This is a genomic window from Amycolatopsis sp. cmx-11-12, assembly GCF_046269425.1.
In the GTDB taxonomy this organism is placed as follows: domain Bacteria; phylum Actinomycetota; class Actinomycetes; order Mycobacteriales; family Pseudonocardiaceae; genus Amycolatopsis.
Map to the genome: position 1 here is coordinate 285,820 of NZ_JADNQM010000008.1, position 15,483 is coordinate 301,302.

General features: G+C 68.4%; 12 protein-coding genes. 8 read left to right on the plus strand and 4 right to left on the minus strand.

The features are described 5' to 3' along the window. Positions 1-241 precede the first annotated feature (241 nt). The 4 genes from ACLARN_RS14320 to ACLARN_RS14335 are packed head-to-tail and all read left to right on the plus strand — an operon-like array spanning position 242 to position 5,444. Positions 242-3,649, plus strand: a complete 3,408-nt coding sequence (locus ACLARN_RS14320; RefSeq protein WP_409491856.1) for a nitrate- and nitrite sensing domain-containing protein — start codon at positions 242-244, stop codon at positions 3,647-3,649. Then, positions 3,646-4,098, plus strand: coding sequence for a roadblock/LC7 domain-containing protein (locus ACLARN_RS14325; RefSeq protein WP_005166055.1), 453 nt, complete (start codon positions 3,646-3,648; stop codon positions 4,096-4,098). Before ACLARN_RS14320 ends, ACLARN_RS14325 begins: the two co-directional genes overlap by 4 nt. A 7-nt stretch (positions 4,099-4,105) precedes the next feature. Then, positions 4,106-4,852, plus strand: a complete 747-nt coding sequence (locus ACLARN_RS14330) for a DUF742 domain-containing protein (protein WP_409491857.1) — start codon at positions 4,106-4,108, stop codon at positions 4,850-4,852. Between the two features lie 28 nt (positions 4,853-4,880). Further along, complete coding sequence (locus ACLARN_RS14335; protein WP_020637517.1) at positions 4,881-5,444, plus strand: GTP-binding protein; 564 nt, start codon at positions 4,881-4,883, stop codon at positions 5,442-5,444. 37 nt (positions 5,445-5,481) lie between these two features. Here ACLARN_RS14335 and ACLARN_RS14340 read toward each other — a convergent pair whose 3' ends face one another. The 3 genes from ACLARN_RS14340 to ACLARN_RS14350 all read right to left on the minus strand — a co-directional run bounded on the left by ACLARN_RS14340 (position 5,482) and on the right by ACLARN_RS14350 (position 7,158). Beyond that, entirely contained in the window at positions 5,482-6,039 is a 558-nt protein-coding gene (locus ACLARN_RS14340; protein WP_409491858.1) for a dihydrofolate reductase family protein, read from the minus strand. Between the two features lie 134 nt (positions 6,040-6,173). Further along, positions 6,174-6,827, minus strand: coding sequence for a DUF899 domain-containing protein (locus ACLARN_RS14345; RefSeq protein ID WP_409491859.1), 654 nt, complete (start codon positions 6,825-6,827; stop codon positions 6,174-6,176). Then, complete coding sequence (locus tag ACLARN_RS14350; RefSeq protein ID WP_409491860.1) at positions 6,820-7,158, minus strand: ArsR/SmtB family transcription factor; 339 nt, start codon at positions 7,156-7,158, stop codon at positions 6,820-6,822. Before ACLARN_RS14350 ends, ACLARN_RS14345 begins: the two co-directional genes overlap by 8 nt. A 135-nt stretch (positions 7,159-7,293) precedes the next feature. Between ACLARN_RS14350 and icmF the strand changes: the two genes are divergently transcribed. From icmF to ACLARN_RS14365, 3 genes are read left to right on the plus strand one after another with little or no spacing between them, the layout of a single operon-like run. Next, a complete protein-coding gene (icmF, locus tag ACLARN_RS14355) occupies positions 7,294-10,557 on the plus strand; it encodes a fused isobutyryl-CoA mutase/GTPase IcmF (RefSeq protein WP_409491861.1) in 3,264 nt (1,087 codons plus the stop codon). A gap of 42 nt (positions 10,558-10,599) precedes the next feature. Further along, complete coding sequence (locus tag ACLARN_RS14360) at positions 10,600-11,445, plus strand: LLM class F420-dependent oxidoreductase (protein ID WP_409491862.1); 846 nt, start codon at positions 10,600-10,602, stop codon at positions 11,443-11,445. Next, positions 11,442-12,431, plus strand: a complete 990-nt coding sequence (locus ACLARN_RS14365) for a TIGR03557 family F420-dependent LLM class oxidoreductase (RefSeq protein WP_409491863.1) — start codon at positions 11,442-11,444, stop codon at positions 12,429-12,431. Before ACLARN_RS14360 ends, ACLARN_RS14365 begins: the two co-directional genes overlap by 4 nt. 79 nt (positions 12,432-12,510) lie before the next feature. On the opposite strand, the gene kstR is transcribed toward ACLARN_RS14365, so the two are convergent. Then, entirely contained in the window at positions 12,511-13,158 is a 648-nt protein-coding gene (gene kstR / locus ACLARN_RS14370) for a cholesterol catabolism transcriptional regulator KstR (protein WP_409491895.1), read from the minus strand. Positions 13,159-13,327: 169 nt separating this feature from the next. Here kstR and ACLARN_RS14375 point away from each other — a divergent pair, with 169 nt between their 5' ends. Then, positions 13,328-15,403, plus strand: a complete 2,076-nt coding sequence (locus ACLARN_RS14375; RefSeq protein WP_409491864.1) for an acyl-CoA dehydrogenase family protein — start codon at positions 13,328-13,330, stop codon at positions 15,401-15,403. The last annotated feature ends 80 nt before the right edge of the window (positions 15,404-15,483 follow it).

The following is a 15,483-nucleotide window of genomic DNA, read 5'->3' on the forward strand; positions in this document are numbered from 1 at the left end:
CGACGACCATGCACTTCGCAGGTTGCGACCTGCACGTGCAGGTGCAAGACCTCCCGAAGCGGACCGGTGTTCCTGGGGACACCCGGATCGCCGGACAGGGTCCCACGTGTCGCGATCGATCACGTGGTCAGGCCGGGGCCGAGTTCCCCGCAGGTGAGTACCTCGCGGGAACGGACGCCTCAGACCGTGCCAGGACGCCGGACAGGGAGTCACCTACGTGACCGTTGCAGGAGAAGGCCAAGTGCCTGTCGGGGAGTTGCTGGGCCGCACTCCCCGGCCATCGCGGTGGGCCACCGGCTGGCGCACGCTCGTGCGCTGGCGGGACTGGAGCCTGCCGGTGAAGCTGTCGGCCGTGACGCTGGTGCCGATCCTCATCGCGCTCGCACTGGGTATCGCCACCATCGCGGGCCAGGTCGGCCGGTCCGACGGTTACCAGCGGCTGGACCGTCTCGTCGCGCTGAGCGGGCAGATCCGCACGCTCGCCGACGGGCTCGGACGTGAACGCACCCAGTCCGCCGCCGGGCTGACCGCCGGCACCGTCGGCGGCACCCTCGAACTCGGCTCCGCCCGCGCCGACGTCGACACCGCCATCCCTCTCTATGTGGCCGCCGCTTCCCGGGCCGTCGAGAACGAGCCGTCGCTCCGCCAGGCGCGTGACGCCGCGGCCGTCCAGCTGGACAGGCTGGCCGACATCCGGCAGCGGGCCTCCGCCGGGCAGCTCGACCCCGTCCAGGCCATCGGCGAGTACACCGACGTCACCACCGCGCTGCTCGCCGTCGACACCGCGTTGTCCGCGGGCGCCAGTCAAGACGTCCTCGGCGGCACACCCGCCGCGTTGCACGACCTCGTCGTGATGAAGGAACAGCTCTCGCTGAGCCAGGCCCTGGTCTCCTTCGGCATCGCCCGCTCGAGCCTCGCGCCGAGCGAGCTCGACCAGCTGCGCACCGCCGAACTGCGGCTGTCCGACCGCTTCACCGACTTCCGCGCCGCCGCTTCGGAACAGCAGCGCCAGGAGTTCGGCGCCGCCGTCACCGACGACGCGATGGAGACGCGTGACAGGCTCGCGAAGACCGCGCTCGGCGAGCAGGGCACCCCGTCCGCACAGGCGTTCCGCACGCTGTCCGCGCAGGGCTGGAACGACGCCTCGAACGCGGTGCTCACCAAGACGGGCGAGGTCGCGAACAAGTTCGGCGCGCAGGCGAGTTCGGTGTCGGCCGAACTGGTCGACGACGCCAGCAGCGGCGCGGGCCTGCTCGCGGTCCTGCTTTTCGGCGCGATGGTGCTCGCCGTCGCGGTCGTCTTCCTCATCACCCGCCAGCTGCTGCGCTCACTCAAGGTGCTGCGCGCCAGCGCCCTCGACGTCGCCGAGACGCAACTGCCCGACGCGGTCCGCAACATCCAGGAAGGCCGCTCGCAGGGCACCGACGTACAGCCGGTGCCGGTCGGCAGCGACGACGAGATCGGCGAGGTCGCCAGGGCCTTCGACAAGGTGCACCACCAGGCGCTGCGCCTGGCCACCGAGCAGGCCTCGATGCGGACCGGGTACAGCAACGTGTTCGTCAACCTCTCCCGCCGCAGCCAGAGTCTCGTGCAGCGGCAGTTGCAGCTGATCGAGCGGCTGGAGCGCGACGAGGAGGACGCCGACCAGCTCGCCACGCTGTTCCAGCTCGACCACCTCGCCACCCGCATGCGCCGCAACAACGAGAACCTGATGGTCCTCTCCGGCGCCGAGCCGGGCAGGCGGTCCGGCCAGCCGGTCTCCGCCACCGACGTGGTGCGCGCGGCGGTGTCCGAGATCGAGCAGTACCAGCGGGTCACCGTGCAGAACCCGCCGCCGGTCCGGCTGGTCGGGTACGCGGCCAACGATCTGATGCGCCTGATCGCCGAGCTGCTGGACAACGCCACCGCGTTCTCCGCGCCGGAGACCCAGGTGACCGTCGCGACCAGGCTCGTCGAAGACGGTTCGTTCGGTATCGACATCCTCGACAAGGGCATCGGGATGAACGAGGCCGAGGTCGCCGAGGCCAACGCCCGGCTCACCGAGGCCCCCAACATCGACCTCACCACCTCGCGCCGGATGGGCCTGTTCGTGGTCGGGCGACTGGCCAGCAGGCACCGCATCGGCGTCTCACTGCACGGCGGTAAGGACATCGTCGGCGTGCGGGCCACCGTCTCGGTTCCGGCCGACCTCGTGATGGTCCCGCCGGGCGGGGACCCCGGCCCCGCCACCGGTCCGATCACCCAGCGCCTCGCGCCGCTGCCGCCGCAGCAGCCGGGCGGCTTGCCCCGCCGCCAGCGTCCCGTGAACGGGTCGCGGCCGAGCGTGCCCTCACAGGGCGGCGAGCGGTGGCCGTCGGCGAACGATCTGGCAGGCCACACCAAGCCCGGACTGAACGGGCACACCCACACCCAAGACCCGCGGCCGCCGTCGGATCTGGAGATCTCGGGAACGGCGCTGTTCAGCCCGATCCCCAAGGACCAGGCGACACCTCCGCCCGCCCAGCCGCCGTCGACCCCGCAACCCCGCTCGCCGGAGCCGGAGCCCGTCGCCGAGCCCGAGCCGGTCGCCAAGGAGGCGCCGAAGGCCGCCGACCCCACGCCGTCTTCGGTGGAAGGCGAACTGCCCAGCGGAAAGGAACTGTTCGAGGCCAAGAACAACACCACGCTGAGCGAGTGGTGGGACCAGGCGACCACACCGCCCCCGGCGGCGCCGCCCACCGCGTCGGAGACGACGCCGATCTTCGACGAGATGCTCTCGGCGTGGTTCCGTTCGCCCGCCCCCGCTCCCGAAAAGCCCGCGGCCAAACCCGCGGTCAAGAAGGAGAAGCCGGGGAAGAAGGAGCCCGAAGAGAAGAAGGTCGCCGAGCCCGCCGCCGAAGCCGATTCCACCGCGGAGGCCGGGGTCACCGCCGAGCAGGAGGCCCGCAACTGGGACTTCGCCAGCGACAAGGCCTTCCGTACGGTCCAGGAGGTTTCCCAGACCACCCCGTCGACGTTCACCCAGGCCGGGTTGCCGCGTCGCCGCAAGGGCGAGCAGCTCCTGCCGGGCAGCGCGGCGTCGTCGGTCCCGGCCGCCGAGCCCGCCGCCAAATCGGATCTGCCGGTCCGTGATCCGGTGAACGTGCGCGGCAGGCTGAGCAGCTTCCAGCAGGGCGTCAAACGGGGTCGCAAGGAGATGGCGGACAAGGCGGCACCGGCAGCCACTCCCGCCACCCAGCCGCAAGCGAAGCCCGAGCCTCCGAAGGCACCGGAGACGGCCGCGCGTCCGGTGGCGCCGCCCGCCGCGCTGCCGAGCCGGAAGCCCGAGAAGAAACCGCAGGCAGCGCCGCCGGAACCGGAACCGGTCTCGGCCGTCGAGGAGACCGACGCGTGGAACTTCGGCTCCGACGAAGGCTGGAAGGCCGCCCAAGCGGTGTCCCAGTCCACGCCCTCGAAGATGACTTCGGCAGGATTACCCCGGCGCCGTCGCGGGGAGCAACTGCTTCCGGGCAGCGCGGGACCGCCCGCCGCGGCGGTCACGCCCCGACCACAGCGAGACGCGCACGACGTGCGCGGCCGCCTGAGCAGTTTCCAGCAGGGCATCCAGCGCGGACGGCACCACACAGCCCAGGCGACCGAAGCCAACCACGAAACCCTGGAGGGTGAATGACCTCGCCGAACCCGGCCCAGCCCCAGCAGAACCAGTTCGGGTGGCTGGTGAATGACTTCGCCGAGCGAGTGCCCGGAGTGGCGCACGCCGTGGTCGTGTCGGCGGACGGCCTCCTGCTCACCGCGTCCAGCAGGCTCCCGCTGGACCGGGCCGACCAGCTGGCCGCCGTCGCGTCCGGCCTGGTGAGCCTGACCCAGGGCGCCGCGCGGTGCTTCGAAGCGGGCGCGGTCAACGAGACCGTCGTCGAAATGGAACTCGGCATCATGGTGCTGATGTCCATCAGCGACGGCTCCTGCCTGGCCATCCTCGCCGCCCCGAACTGCGACATCGGACAGGTCGCCTACGAGATGACGATGCTCGTCGACCGCGTCGGCCAGATCCTCACGCCGGAACTTCGCGCACAATTGCAGGGCGCCGGTGGGTCGCTGATCGGCGAACCGGTGGGATGATGTCTCGATGAGCACTGGGTCCGGATCCTTCGGCGAACCGCCGGGGACGGGTGAACACCAGCCCCCGCGCGCGGGGGCTGCCAATGCTGCCGGTTCACGGGACGACGGCACTTTCGCCGACGTCCTGAACGGCTTCACCCTGGATTCGGGCCGTGGTCGTCGGAAGCGCAAGAAGAGCAAGCAGTCCGAGGATTCCCAGGTTGGCGGAGTACACGCCGCCGGGGAATCGGCAGTCCCGCAGCCGACCGATCAAGGAGACCGCGTGACCTCACTTGCTTCTCCACCCGACAGCGGCGCAGGTGCCGTCGGGCCGAGACCAGGTGGTCTTTTCGACCCGGGCCCGCCCAGCGGCGAGTTCATCATGCCCGCCGTCTTCGAGCAGGCGCCGTCGCCACTCGAAGAGACGGCGATCGTCCGTCCCTATGCCCTCACGGGCGGCCGGACCAAGGCGAACTACGCTCTTGAGCTGGAGACGCTCATCTCCACCAAGGACCACGTCGCCGCGGGTAGCCTCCCCTCGGTGGCCGCGGAGCAGATCGAATGTATTTCGATCATCGAGGAGTGCCGGACCCCGCGTTCGGTCGCCGAGATCGCGGCGACCCTGCGTGTACCGCTGGGTGTGGCACGCGTGCTGATCAGCGACGCGGCGGACGCGGGACTGGTCAGCGTGCACAAGACGATTTCGGGCAATGACGGCGCCGAGGCACATCTGGTGTTGATGGAAAGGGTTTTGAGTGGACTCCGTCGGCTTTAAGGCACCGCGGGAAACCGCGCCCCCGACCATGACATCCGCGAAGATCGTCGTGGCGGGTGGCTTCGGTGCGGGTAAGACGACCTTCGTCGGTTCGGTGTCGGAGATCGTCCCGCTCACCACCGAGGCGATGATGACGGACGCCAGTCGGGGGATCGACAACCTCGACCAGACGCCCAACAAATCGACCACCACGGTCGCGATGGACTTCGGCCGGGTCTCCCTCGACGCGGACCTGATCCTCTACCTGTTCGGTACGCCCGGGCAGCAGCGGTTCTGGTTCATGTGGGACGACCTCGTCCGCGGCGCGATCGGCGCCGTGGTGCTGGCCGACACGCGACGGCTGGCCGATTCGTTCGCGCCGATCGACTTCTTCGAGGACCGGGGCCTGCCCTACATCGTCGGGGTCAACACCTTCGACGGCATCCTCGAGCACGACATCAACGACGTGCGTGAAGCGCTGTCGATCGACCCCAACATCCCGATCGTCCGCTGCGACGCCCGGGAACGGGAGTCGACGAAGCAGACGCTGATCACGCTGGTCGAATACGCGATGCGGCAGTGGATCGCGTTGCGCGCGAGCAACTCCAGGTGAACCTGGCGGCGGCAGCGTAGGGGCTGCCGCCCCGGTTTCACTTCTTTTCGTAGGTCAGCAGTACCGCGCGCCCGTCCATCGTCCGGGTGCCGGTCAGCCGCAGGTCCGTGCGCACTCCGCCCGCGAACACCTGCTTGCCGCCACCGAGCACCACCGGATGCACGACGACATGGACCTCGTCGATCAGGCCGCGGTCCGACAGCGCGGTGGCCAGCTCGGCCCCGCCCATCAGCAGCAGATCCTTACCGGGCCTGCTTTTGAGTTCGGTGACCCGCTCGGTGAGGTCGCCCGCCACGACTTCGGTGCCCCAGTCCGCGTTTTCCAATGTCCTGGAGAAGACGATCTTCGGCGTCTTCCGCCAGATCGGCGCGAACTCGAGGTCGTGCGGGTGGTCCGAGATCTCTTCGGCCTGCGGCCAGTACGACGACATCATGTCCCAGACCCGTCGTCCATAGGCGAAAGTGTCGGCGCGGGCGACCAGTTCCTGGGAGTGGGCGGACAGCTCCGGGCCCATCGTGGTCCAGTCGAACTCGCCGTCCGGGCCTTCGATGCGGCCGTCGAGCGAGGTGTGGACGGCGTAGACGAGCTTGCGCATGGCTGGATCCCTCCGGTGTGGCGCCCGCCTTCCGGGCGCCGGTCACCTGGGAGTCGGAGCGGGTTCCTGGTTCTCGACATGCCCCGACCGCAAGTAGGTGACCAATTGCGGGAGCGGTGGCCGGGGGCGGGGACTCAGTACTCGTCGTGCCGCTTCCACCAGTGACCCGGCCCGTCCGATCCCCGGCTGGACTCCTCCCACGCCTCCTGCCGCCCGAGCGGCGTCAGGTCCAGGTACCGCAGCGTCCCCACCAGCTGGTCCCCGCCGCGAGCGGTGGTGAAGTAGGTCCGGAACACCTCGTCACCGTCGCGCAGGAAGACGCTGATGCCGAACCCGCCGTCGATGCCGCAGTCCGGGTTGAAGTCGCCGACGGTCGAGACCCAGGGGACGGTCCAGCCCATCCGCTCCTTGTACCGCTCGATTTCGGGCAGTGTCGCCGGCGCGACCACGTACAGCGTGGTGTCGCGGGCGTGCAGGTGGGCGAGGTGGCCGATGTGGTCCACGACCATCGAACAGCCGGGGCAGCCCGCCTTCTGCCCGGGGTTGAGCATGAAGTGGTAGACGATCAGCTGTCGCCGTCCCTCGAACAGGTCCAGCAGTGTCACCCGGCCCTGCGGTCCGTCGAATTCGTACTTGCCGTCGTAGCGGACCATCGGCAGCCGTCGCCGTTCGGCGGCGACCGCGTCCGCGGCGCGGGTGAGTTCCTTCTCCTTGGCCAGCAACGCGTCCCGCGCGACCTGCCACTTGTCCTGCGAGACGATTTCCGGCAGTGCCGCGGTCTCACTCATCCTGATCACCTTTCTGAAGTTCGGCCAGATGGTCCTCCAGCCGGTCGAAGCTGCCTTCCCAGAAACGCCGGTAGCGCTCGACCCAGTCGGCGATTTCGCCGAGCGGGGCGGCCTCCAGCCGGCAGGGCCGCCATTGCGCCGTCCGGGTCCGGCTGATCAAACCCGCGCGCTCGAGGACCTTCAGATGCTTGGAAATGGCCTGAAGGCTGACCGGAAAAGGCTCGGCCAGTTCGTTGACGCTGGCCTCGCCGGTGGAGAGCCGGGCGAGGATCGCCCGCCGGGTGGGGTCCGCCAAGGCGGCGAACGTGGCGCTGAGCTGATCAGTGGTCATTGCTGCTCAATCGATCGGTTGTTTAACCCTTAGGTTGAATATACTGGTGCGAGTTGATCTGTCAAGGACGAGTGAGAGCGCCGTCACGCGAGTAGACGGGTTTAAAACAGTAGGAAGTCCTAGTATTTTGGAGAGATGACCAGCGACCTGCACCGGCCCGTGAACCCCGTTCGCTTCGTGACGGCGTCGAGCCTCTTCGACGGGCATGACGCGTCCATCAACATCATGCGGCGCATCTTGCAGTCGCAGGGCGCGGAGGTCGTGCACCTCGGGCACAACCGGTCGGTCGACGAGGTCGCCACCGCGGCCATCGCCGAGGACGTCCAGGGTGTGGCCATCAGCGCCTACCAGGGCGGGCACGTCGAGTACTTCAGTTACCTGGTCGAGCTGCTGAACGAGCGAGGCGCGGGGCACATCAAGGTGTTCGGCGGCGGAGGCGGTGTCATCGTCCGCGAGGAGATCGACCTGCTGCACTCGCGGGGCGTCGCGCGCATCTTCTCGCCGGAGGACGGCTACGAGATGGGCCTACCCGGCATGATCAACCTGATGATCAAGGCCTGCGACACGGACTTGTCCGCGCAGTCGCCCGGGTCGCTCGACAAACTGCTTTCGGGTGACATCCCCGCGCTGTCCCGGGTCATCACCCAGCTTCAGCGCGAATCGCTGCCTCAGGAGTGGCTCGACAAGATCGCCGAAGCCGCCAAGGCGCGGACGACGCCGGTCCTCGGTATCACCGGAACGGGTGGTTCCGGCAAGTCGTCGCTCACCGACGAGCTGATCCGCCGGTTCCGGCTGGACCAGGAGGACAAGCTCCGCATCGCCGTCCTGGCCGTCGACCCGTCGCGCCGTAAGGGCGGCGGAGCGCTGCTCGGCGACCGGATCCGGATGAACTGCCTCGGGAGCGAGCCCGCCGGCTCTGGAGGCAATTCAGGCCCCGTCTACTTCCGTTCGCTGGCCACCCGGACCACCAGCGGCGAGATCCCCACCGGCCTTTCGGAGTCGATCCTCGCCTGCAAGGCCGCGGGCTTCGACCTGGTGATCGTCGAGACGCCGGGTATCGGCCAGGGTGACGCCGGCATCGTCGACTACGTGGACCAGTCGCTGTACGTCATGACGCCGGAGTTCGGCGCGGCGTCGCAGCTGGAGAAGATCGACATGCTCGACTTCGCCGACGCGGTGGCGATCAACAAGTTCGAGCGCCGCGGCGCCGAGGACGCCCGCCGCGACGTCGCGCGCCAGCTCGTCCGCAACCGTGAGGCGTTCAGTTCCTCGCCCGAAGACATGCCGGTCTACGGCACCAGTGCCGCGAAGTTCAACGACGACGGCGTCACCGCGCTGTACCAGCACCTGCGCGACACCCTCGCCGAACGCGGCCTGACCGTCTCGCCCGGCGTGCTCCCGAAGGTCGCGGGCAAGGTGTCCACCGACGCCAGCACGATCATCCCGGCCAACCGGACGCGCTATCTCGCGGAGATCTCCGACACCGTCCGCGGCTATCACACCAAGACCGAGCAGCAGGTCGCCGCGCTGCGCCAGCACGAACACCTCGCCGCCGCCAAGGAAGCGCTGGCCGCCGTCGACGCGAACACCGACGCGCTCGACGGGCTGCTCGCCGCCGCCGAGTCCGATGTGGACGGTGAGTCGACAAATCTGCTGGCACGTTTCCATGAACTCGCCGAGTCCTACCGTGCCGACGAGCTGGTCGTGAAGATCCGCGACAAGGAACTGCACACCCAGCTCTGGCGCGAGACGCTGTCCGGCAACCGGATCCCGCGCGTGGCGCTGCCGCGCTACACCGAGTCCGGCGAACTGCTGTCGTTCCTGCGCCGCGAACACCTGCCCGGATACTTCCCTTACACCGCTGGCGTTTTCCCGTTCAAGCGGGAGGGGGAGGACCCGGCGCGGATGTTCGCCGGTGAGGGCGACCCGTTCCGCACCAACAAGCGGTTCAAGCTGCTCTCGGCCGACTCCGACGCGAAGCGCCTTTCGACCGCCTTCGACTCCGTGACGCTCTACGGGCACGACCCGCACACCCGTCCCGACATCTACGGCAAGGTCGGCACGTCCGGCGTCTCCATCGCGACACTGGAGGACATGGAGGTGCTCTATGACGGCTTCGATCTGACGTCGCCGAGCACGTCGGTGTCGATGACGATCAACGGGCCGGCGCCGACGATCCTCGCGTTCTTCCTCAACACCGCGATCGACCAGCGCGTGGCGGCGTTCAAGGCCGAGCACGACCGCGAGCCGTCCGAAGCCGAGGCCGCCGAACTGCGCGAATGGGCGCTGCGCAACGTCCGCGGCACCGTGCAGGCGGACATCCTCAAGGAGGACCAGGGGCAGAACACCTGCATCTTCTCCACCGAGTTCAGCCTGCGGATGATGGCCGACATCCAGGAATGGTTCATCGAGCACGGTGTCCGGAACTTCTACTCGGTGTCGATCTCCGGCTATCACATCGCCGAGGCCGGGGCGAACCCGATCTCGCAGCTGGCGTTCACCCTGTCGAACGGTTTCACCTACGTCGAGAGCTACCTCGCGCGGGGGATGAGCATCGACGACTTCGCGCCGAACCTGTCGTTCTTCTTCTCCAACGGCATGGACGCCGAGTATTCGGTGCTGGGCCGGGTCGCGCGCCGGATCTGGGCCGTCGCGATGCGGGAGCGCTACGGCGCCAACGAGCGCTCGCAGAAGCTCAAGTACCACGTGCAGACCTCCGGGCGTTCGCTGCACGCGCAGGAGATGAGCTTCAACGACATCCGCACCACGCTGCAGGCGCTGTGTGCGCTGTACGATAATGCGAACTCCTTGCACACCAACGCTTTCGACGAGGCGATCACCACGCCGTCGGAGAGTTCGGTGCGGCGTGCGATGGCCATCCAGATGATCATCAACAAGGAATGGGGCCTGTCGAAGAACGAGAACCCGTTGCAGGGCTCGTTCATCATCGACGAGCTGACCGACCTGGTCGAAGAGGCCGTCCTGCTGGAGTTCGACCGGATCTCCGAACGCGGTGGCGTGCTGGGCGCGATGGAGACCGGTTACCAGCGCGGCAAGATCCAGGACGAGTCGATCCTCTACGAGCGCCAGAAGCACGACGGGACGCTGCCGATCATCGGTGTCAACACCTTCCGCAACCCGAACGCCGGCGAGGACGACGTCGAGGTCGAACTCGCGCGGGCGACCGAGGACGAGAAGGTCTCGCAGTTGCACCGGCTGGAGGACTTCCAGCACCGGCACCACGCCGAGGCGCAGGTCGCGCTCAAGACGCTGCGTGAGGCGGCGACTCGCGGCGGCAACCTGTTCGGTGTGCTGATGGACGCGGCGCGGGTGTGCTCGCTCGGCCAGATCACCGAGGCGTTCTTCGAGGTGGGCGGGCAGTACCGGCGCAACGTCTAGCGGCCGGGAATATAGCGGGGCGTGTTCGGGTAGTTGCTGAACATGGAGATCGGAATCGCCACCTTCATCACCGATGAAGGCATCAGGCCGGACGTCCTCGCCGCCGCCGCCGAAGAGCGCGGGTTCAGCTCGCTCCACATCGCGGAGCATTCGCACATCCCGGTCAGTCGGGAGACGCCGTACCCGGGCGGCGGCGACCTGCCGCGCGTGTACTACCGGACTTTGGACCCGTTCGTCGCGCTGACGGCGGCGGCCGGGGCCACCTCGAAGCTGAAACTGGGCACGGGCGTCGCGTTGTTGCAGCAGCGCGACGTCATCCACACGGCGAAAGAGGTCGCTTCGCTGGACCTGGTTTCGCGAGGCCGGTTCCTCTTCGGCGTCGGCGTCGGGTGGAACCGGGAGGAAATGCGCAATCACGGCACGGATCCGCGGACGCGGGGCGTGCTCGTGGACGAGCAACTCGCCGCGCTGAAGGAGATCTGGACCAAGGACGAGGCCGAGTTCCACGGCAAGTACGTCGATTTCGACCCGATCTTCGCGTGGCCGAAGCCGGTGCAGAAGCCGCATCCGCCGATCTACATCGGCGGTGCGGGGGAGAAGGCGATGGAGCGGATCGCCAAGTACGGCGACGGCTGGCTGCCGCACGCCCACACACCGCCGGAGGAGCTTCGCCGGGTGCGTCAGTGGCTGGCCGACCAGGGCCGGAGCGACATCAAGTTCTCGGCCTTCGGTGCCACCCCGGAGCAGGACGCGCTGACCAAGCTGGTCGAAGGCGGCGTCGACGAGGCCACGCTCTTCCTGCCGACCGAGCCCGAAGCGGCGACACTGGAGCGACTCGACCAGTACGCGAAGGTCGCCGAGAGCTTTCGGAAGGGGCAACAGGCGTGACTGAGGTTCAAATCGGCTTGGCCGCGGCACTCGAGCAGTTCTCGCCGCGCGAGTCGATCCGGCTGGCGGCGCTCGGCGAACAGCACGGATTCTCCGGCCAGATGGCCGCCGACCACTTCCAGCCTTGGGTCCCTCAACAGGGTGAAGCTTCCTTTGTGTGGAGCGTGCTCGCGTCGCTGGCGGAGAACACCACCGGGGACCTCGGGCCGGGTGTGACCTGTCCGTCGTTCCGGTTGCACCCGTCGATGGTCGCGCAGGCCGCGGCGACGCTGGAGGCGACCTACCCGGGCCGGACCTGGCTCGGCATCGGCTCCGGCGAGGCGCTCAACGAGCACATCATCGGCGGCTACTGGCCCGAAGCGCCCGAGCGCGTGCGACGCATGTTCGAGGCGCTCGAGGTCATCCGGAAGCTGTTCACCGGCAAGGACGTCAAGCACAGCGGCGAGTTCTTCAAACTGCACACCACCCGGTTGTGGACGCTGCCGGACGAGCCGCCGCCGATCTACATCGCGTCGGCGGGCCCGTACACCTCGCGCAAGACCGGTGAGCTCGCGGATGGGCTGATCACGCCGGGCGCGTCGATCGAGAAGCTGGCTGGAATCCTCGACAACTTCGGGACCGGTGCGCGCAAGGCGGGCAAGGACCCGGACTCGATGCCGAAGCTGCTACAGGTGCACCTGTCGTGGGCCGAGGACGACGAGACGGCGTGGGCCAACGCGATGGACCAGTGGCCCAACGGCGGCATGAAGTTCCCGAAGGCCGACATCCGCTCGCCGTTCGACTTCGCCCAGATGGCGAAACTGGTGCGGCGTGAGGACTTCGAGGGCCGCATGGTCGTCTCGTCCGACCCGGACGTGCACCGCGCGGCCTTGCAGAAGTACGTCGACGCCGGGTTCAACCGGATCTACGTCCACAACGTGGGCCGGAACCAGGACGAGTTCATCGAGACCTTTGGGCGGGACGTGCTTCCGAAGCTGACCGCCTGAGCCTCTGGTACTGCAATGAAGGACGCTTTCATAGCAAATTTTGCTATGAAAGCGTCCTTCATTGCACGAGGGCAGGGCGTCAGGCGTTTTTGTCCAGCAGCAGGTGCACCGACAGTTCCAGCCGGTTCGCGACGTCGGCCGCCGAAGCGCGCCGGGTCACCCAGGCGACCAGGTTCGCCATCCAGACGTCGGCGATGACGTGGAAGATGTCGCGATCGGCCTCGGTCGGGTCCTCGATGCCCATCGCCTTGGCGAACATGTTCTCCATCAGCCGCCCGACCTGCTCGACCTCGGCGGCCGCGGTGGTGTCGGCGAACATGAACGCGCGGACCATGGCCTCGGTGAGGTGCGGATCGCGCTGCATCAGCCGGGTGTTGCGGCCGAGAACGAACATCAGCCGCTCGCTCGCGGTGTCGCCGGGGATGGCGGAGCGTTCGAGTTTCTCTTGCGCGCGCTCGAATTCCCTGGCCAGCCCGGAGACGAGCAGGTGGATCTTCGAGGGGAAATAGCGGTACAGCGTGCCGAGCGCGACGTCCGCCTTCTCGGCGACCGCGCGCATCTGGACCGCGTCGTACCCGCCTTTCGCGGCGAGCGTGAGGGTCGCGTCGATGATGCGGCGCCGCCGGTCGCGTTGTGCCGCGGAGCCGAGTTCGTCGCCGCCCAGCGCGGAGAGACCGTTGCCGCTACGCGCCTTCGCGCTCGTGGGTGCCTTGGCCTTCCCTGGCATCGCCACGTCCCCCTTCATCGAACCGATCTTCGGAACTTGTTCCACTTTCTCCGCGTAGCGTACCTAAGCGGACGAACTGTTCAAGACGTGACCCACTGGGCAAGAAACTGTAACACGTTCTACACTCGCTAGTAGGTCCGAGCAGGGCCACGGCGAGGAGGTCCCACCCGTGTCGATCGCGCTCACCGAGGAACAGGCGGCGCTGGCCGCGTCGATCCGGGCATGGGCGGCGTCCGCCCGGCCCGTCGACGCCGTCCGAAGTGGCCGGATCACCGAGCCGCCACCAGGACTGGCGGACCTCGGCTTGTTCGGCGTCGCGATTCCCGAAGAGGTCGGCGGCGCGGGTGGCACGCTCGCCGATCTGGCCGCCGGGCTCGCCGAAGCCGCCGAAGCACTCGTACCCGGTCCTGTCCTCGGGACGGCGTTGGGCGGCGCCTTGCTGTCGACGGTTCCGCAGGCCGCCAAAGAGATCCTGCCCGGTCTCGCGGAGGGGACCGAACGACTGGCGGTGGTGCTCGGCCCCGGTTTCGTCGTCTCGGGTTCGGTCGTCGACGGCGAGTCGGGACCGGCACTCGACGTTCACCCGTCGGCGTGGTTGCTGGTCTCCGCCGGTGACGTCTCCGCGCTCATTCCACCCGGGACGTCCGGAGTGGACATCGAGCAGTGCGACCCGTTCGACGTCTCCCGTCCGGTCGGCCGCGTCCGATGCGGCGGCGTGACACCCGAAGCGGTTTTCGAGTCGCTGCCCGTGGACGACTACGCCGCCACGCTCGGTGCCGCCGAAGCCGCCGGCATCGCACGATGGTGTCTCCGGACCGCCGTCGAGTACGCGAAAGTGCGAGAGCAGTTCGGCCGTCCCATCGGGTCTTTCCAGGCGATCAAGCATCTTTGCGCGGAAATGCTCTGCCGGGCCGAAGCCACCGACGCCCTGGCGTGGGACGCGGCGAGGGCGGCAGACGACCCCGCGCAGCATTCTTTCGCGGCCGCGACGGCGGCGGCCTACGCCCTCGACGCGGCCGTGGCCAACGCGAAGGACTGCATTCAGGTCCTCGGCGGCATCGGATTCACCTGGGAGCATGACGCGCACTTCTACCTGCGCCGCGCCGTCGCCCTCCGTCAGTGGCTCGGCGGATCCGCCCGCTGGCGCCGTCGTGCCGCTGAACTCGCGCTTCACGGTGACCGGCGGACATTGAGTGTCGAGGTCGGCGAAGACGCCGAACTCCGTGACCTGGTAAGCGAAATCGCCGCCCTTCCCGAGCCTGGACGGCGTGTCGCACTGGCCGATTCGGGACTGCTGGCCCCGCACTGGCCCGCGCCGTACGGCCGGGGCGCCACGGCCGCCGAGCAACTGCGGATCGACGCCGCCCTCGCGGATGCCGGTATCCGCCGTCCCGACATGGTCATTGGTTCCTGGGCGGTGCCGACACTGCTCGAACACGGTTCACAGGAGCAGCGGGACCGCTTCGCCGCGCCCACTTTGCGCGGCGAGATCACCTGGTGCCAGCTGTTCAGTGAACCCGAAGCCGGCTCCGACCTCGCGTCGCTCCGCACGACGGCCCGGCGCGTCGACGGAGGCTGGCTGCTCAACGGCCAGAAGGTGTGGACGTCGCTCGCGCGAGAAGCCGATTGGGCGATCTGCCTGGCACGCACCGACCCGGACGCGCCGAAACACAAGGGCATCACGTACTTCCTCGTCGACATGACCACCGGCGGGATCAGCACCCGCCCGCTGCGCGAGATCACCGGCGACGCCGTCTTCAACGAAGTCTTTTTCGACGACGTCTTCGTGCCGGACGACATGGTGGTCGGCGAGGTGAACGGCGGCTGGCGGCTCGCGCGGACGACGCTGGCCAACGAACGTGTCGCGCTCGGCAGTGGATCCGCGGTGGGAGAGGGCGTCGAAAACCTGCTCGCCACTCTTCACGAAGACGCCGACCTGGAGAAGCTGGGCGCGTTGATCGCCGACGGCAGCGCGTGTTCCGTCCTGGACCTGCGGGCGACGCTGCGGCGGCTCGACGGCCAGGATCCGGGTGCCGAATCGAGCGTGCGCAAGCTGCTGGGCGTCCGGCATCGGCAGGCGGTGGCGGAGTTCGCGCTGGAGGCGCTCGGCGGGAACGCCCTCGTCGCCGGTGACCCCGCGCAACACGAGTTCCTGCTGACCCGCTGCCTCAGTATCGCGGGCGGCACGACACAGGTGCTGCTGACGCTGACGGCCGAGCGATTGCTGGGGCTGCCGCGGTCCTGAAAGTCCCTGTCACGGCTCCGCGGAGTGTTATGAACGGTCCGTTCATAACAAATCCTGTTATGAACGGACCGTTCATAACA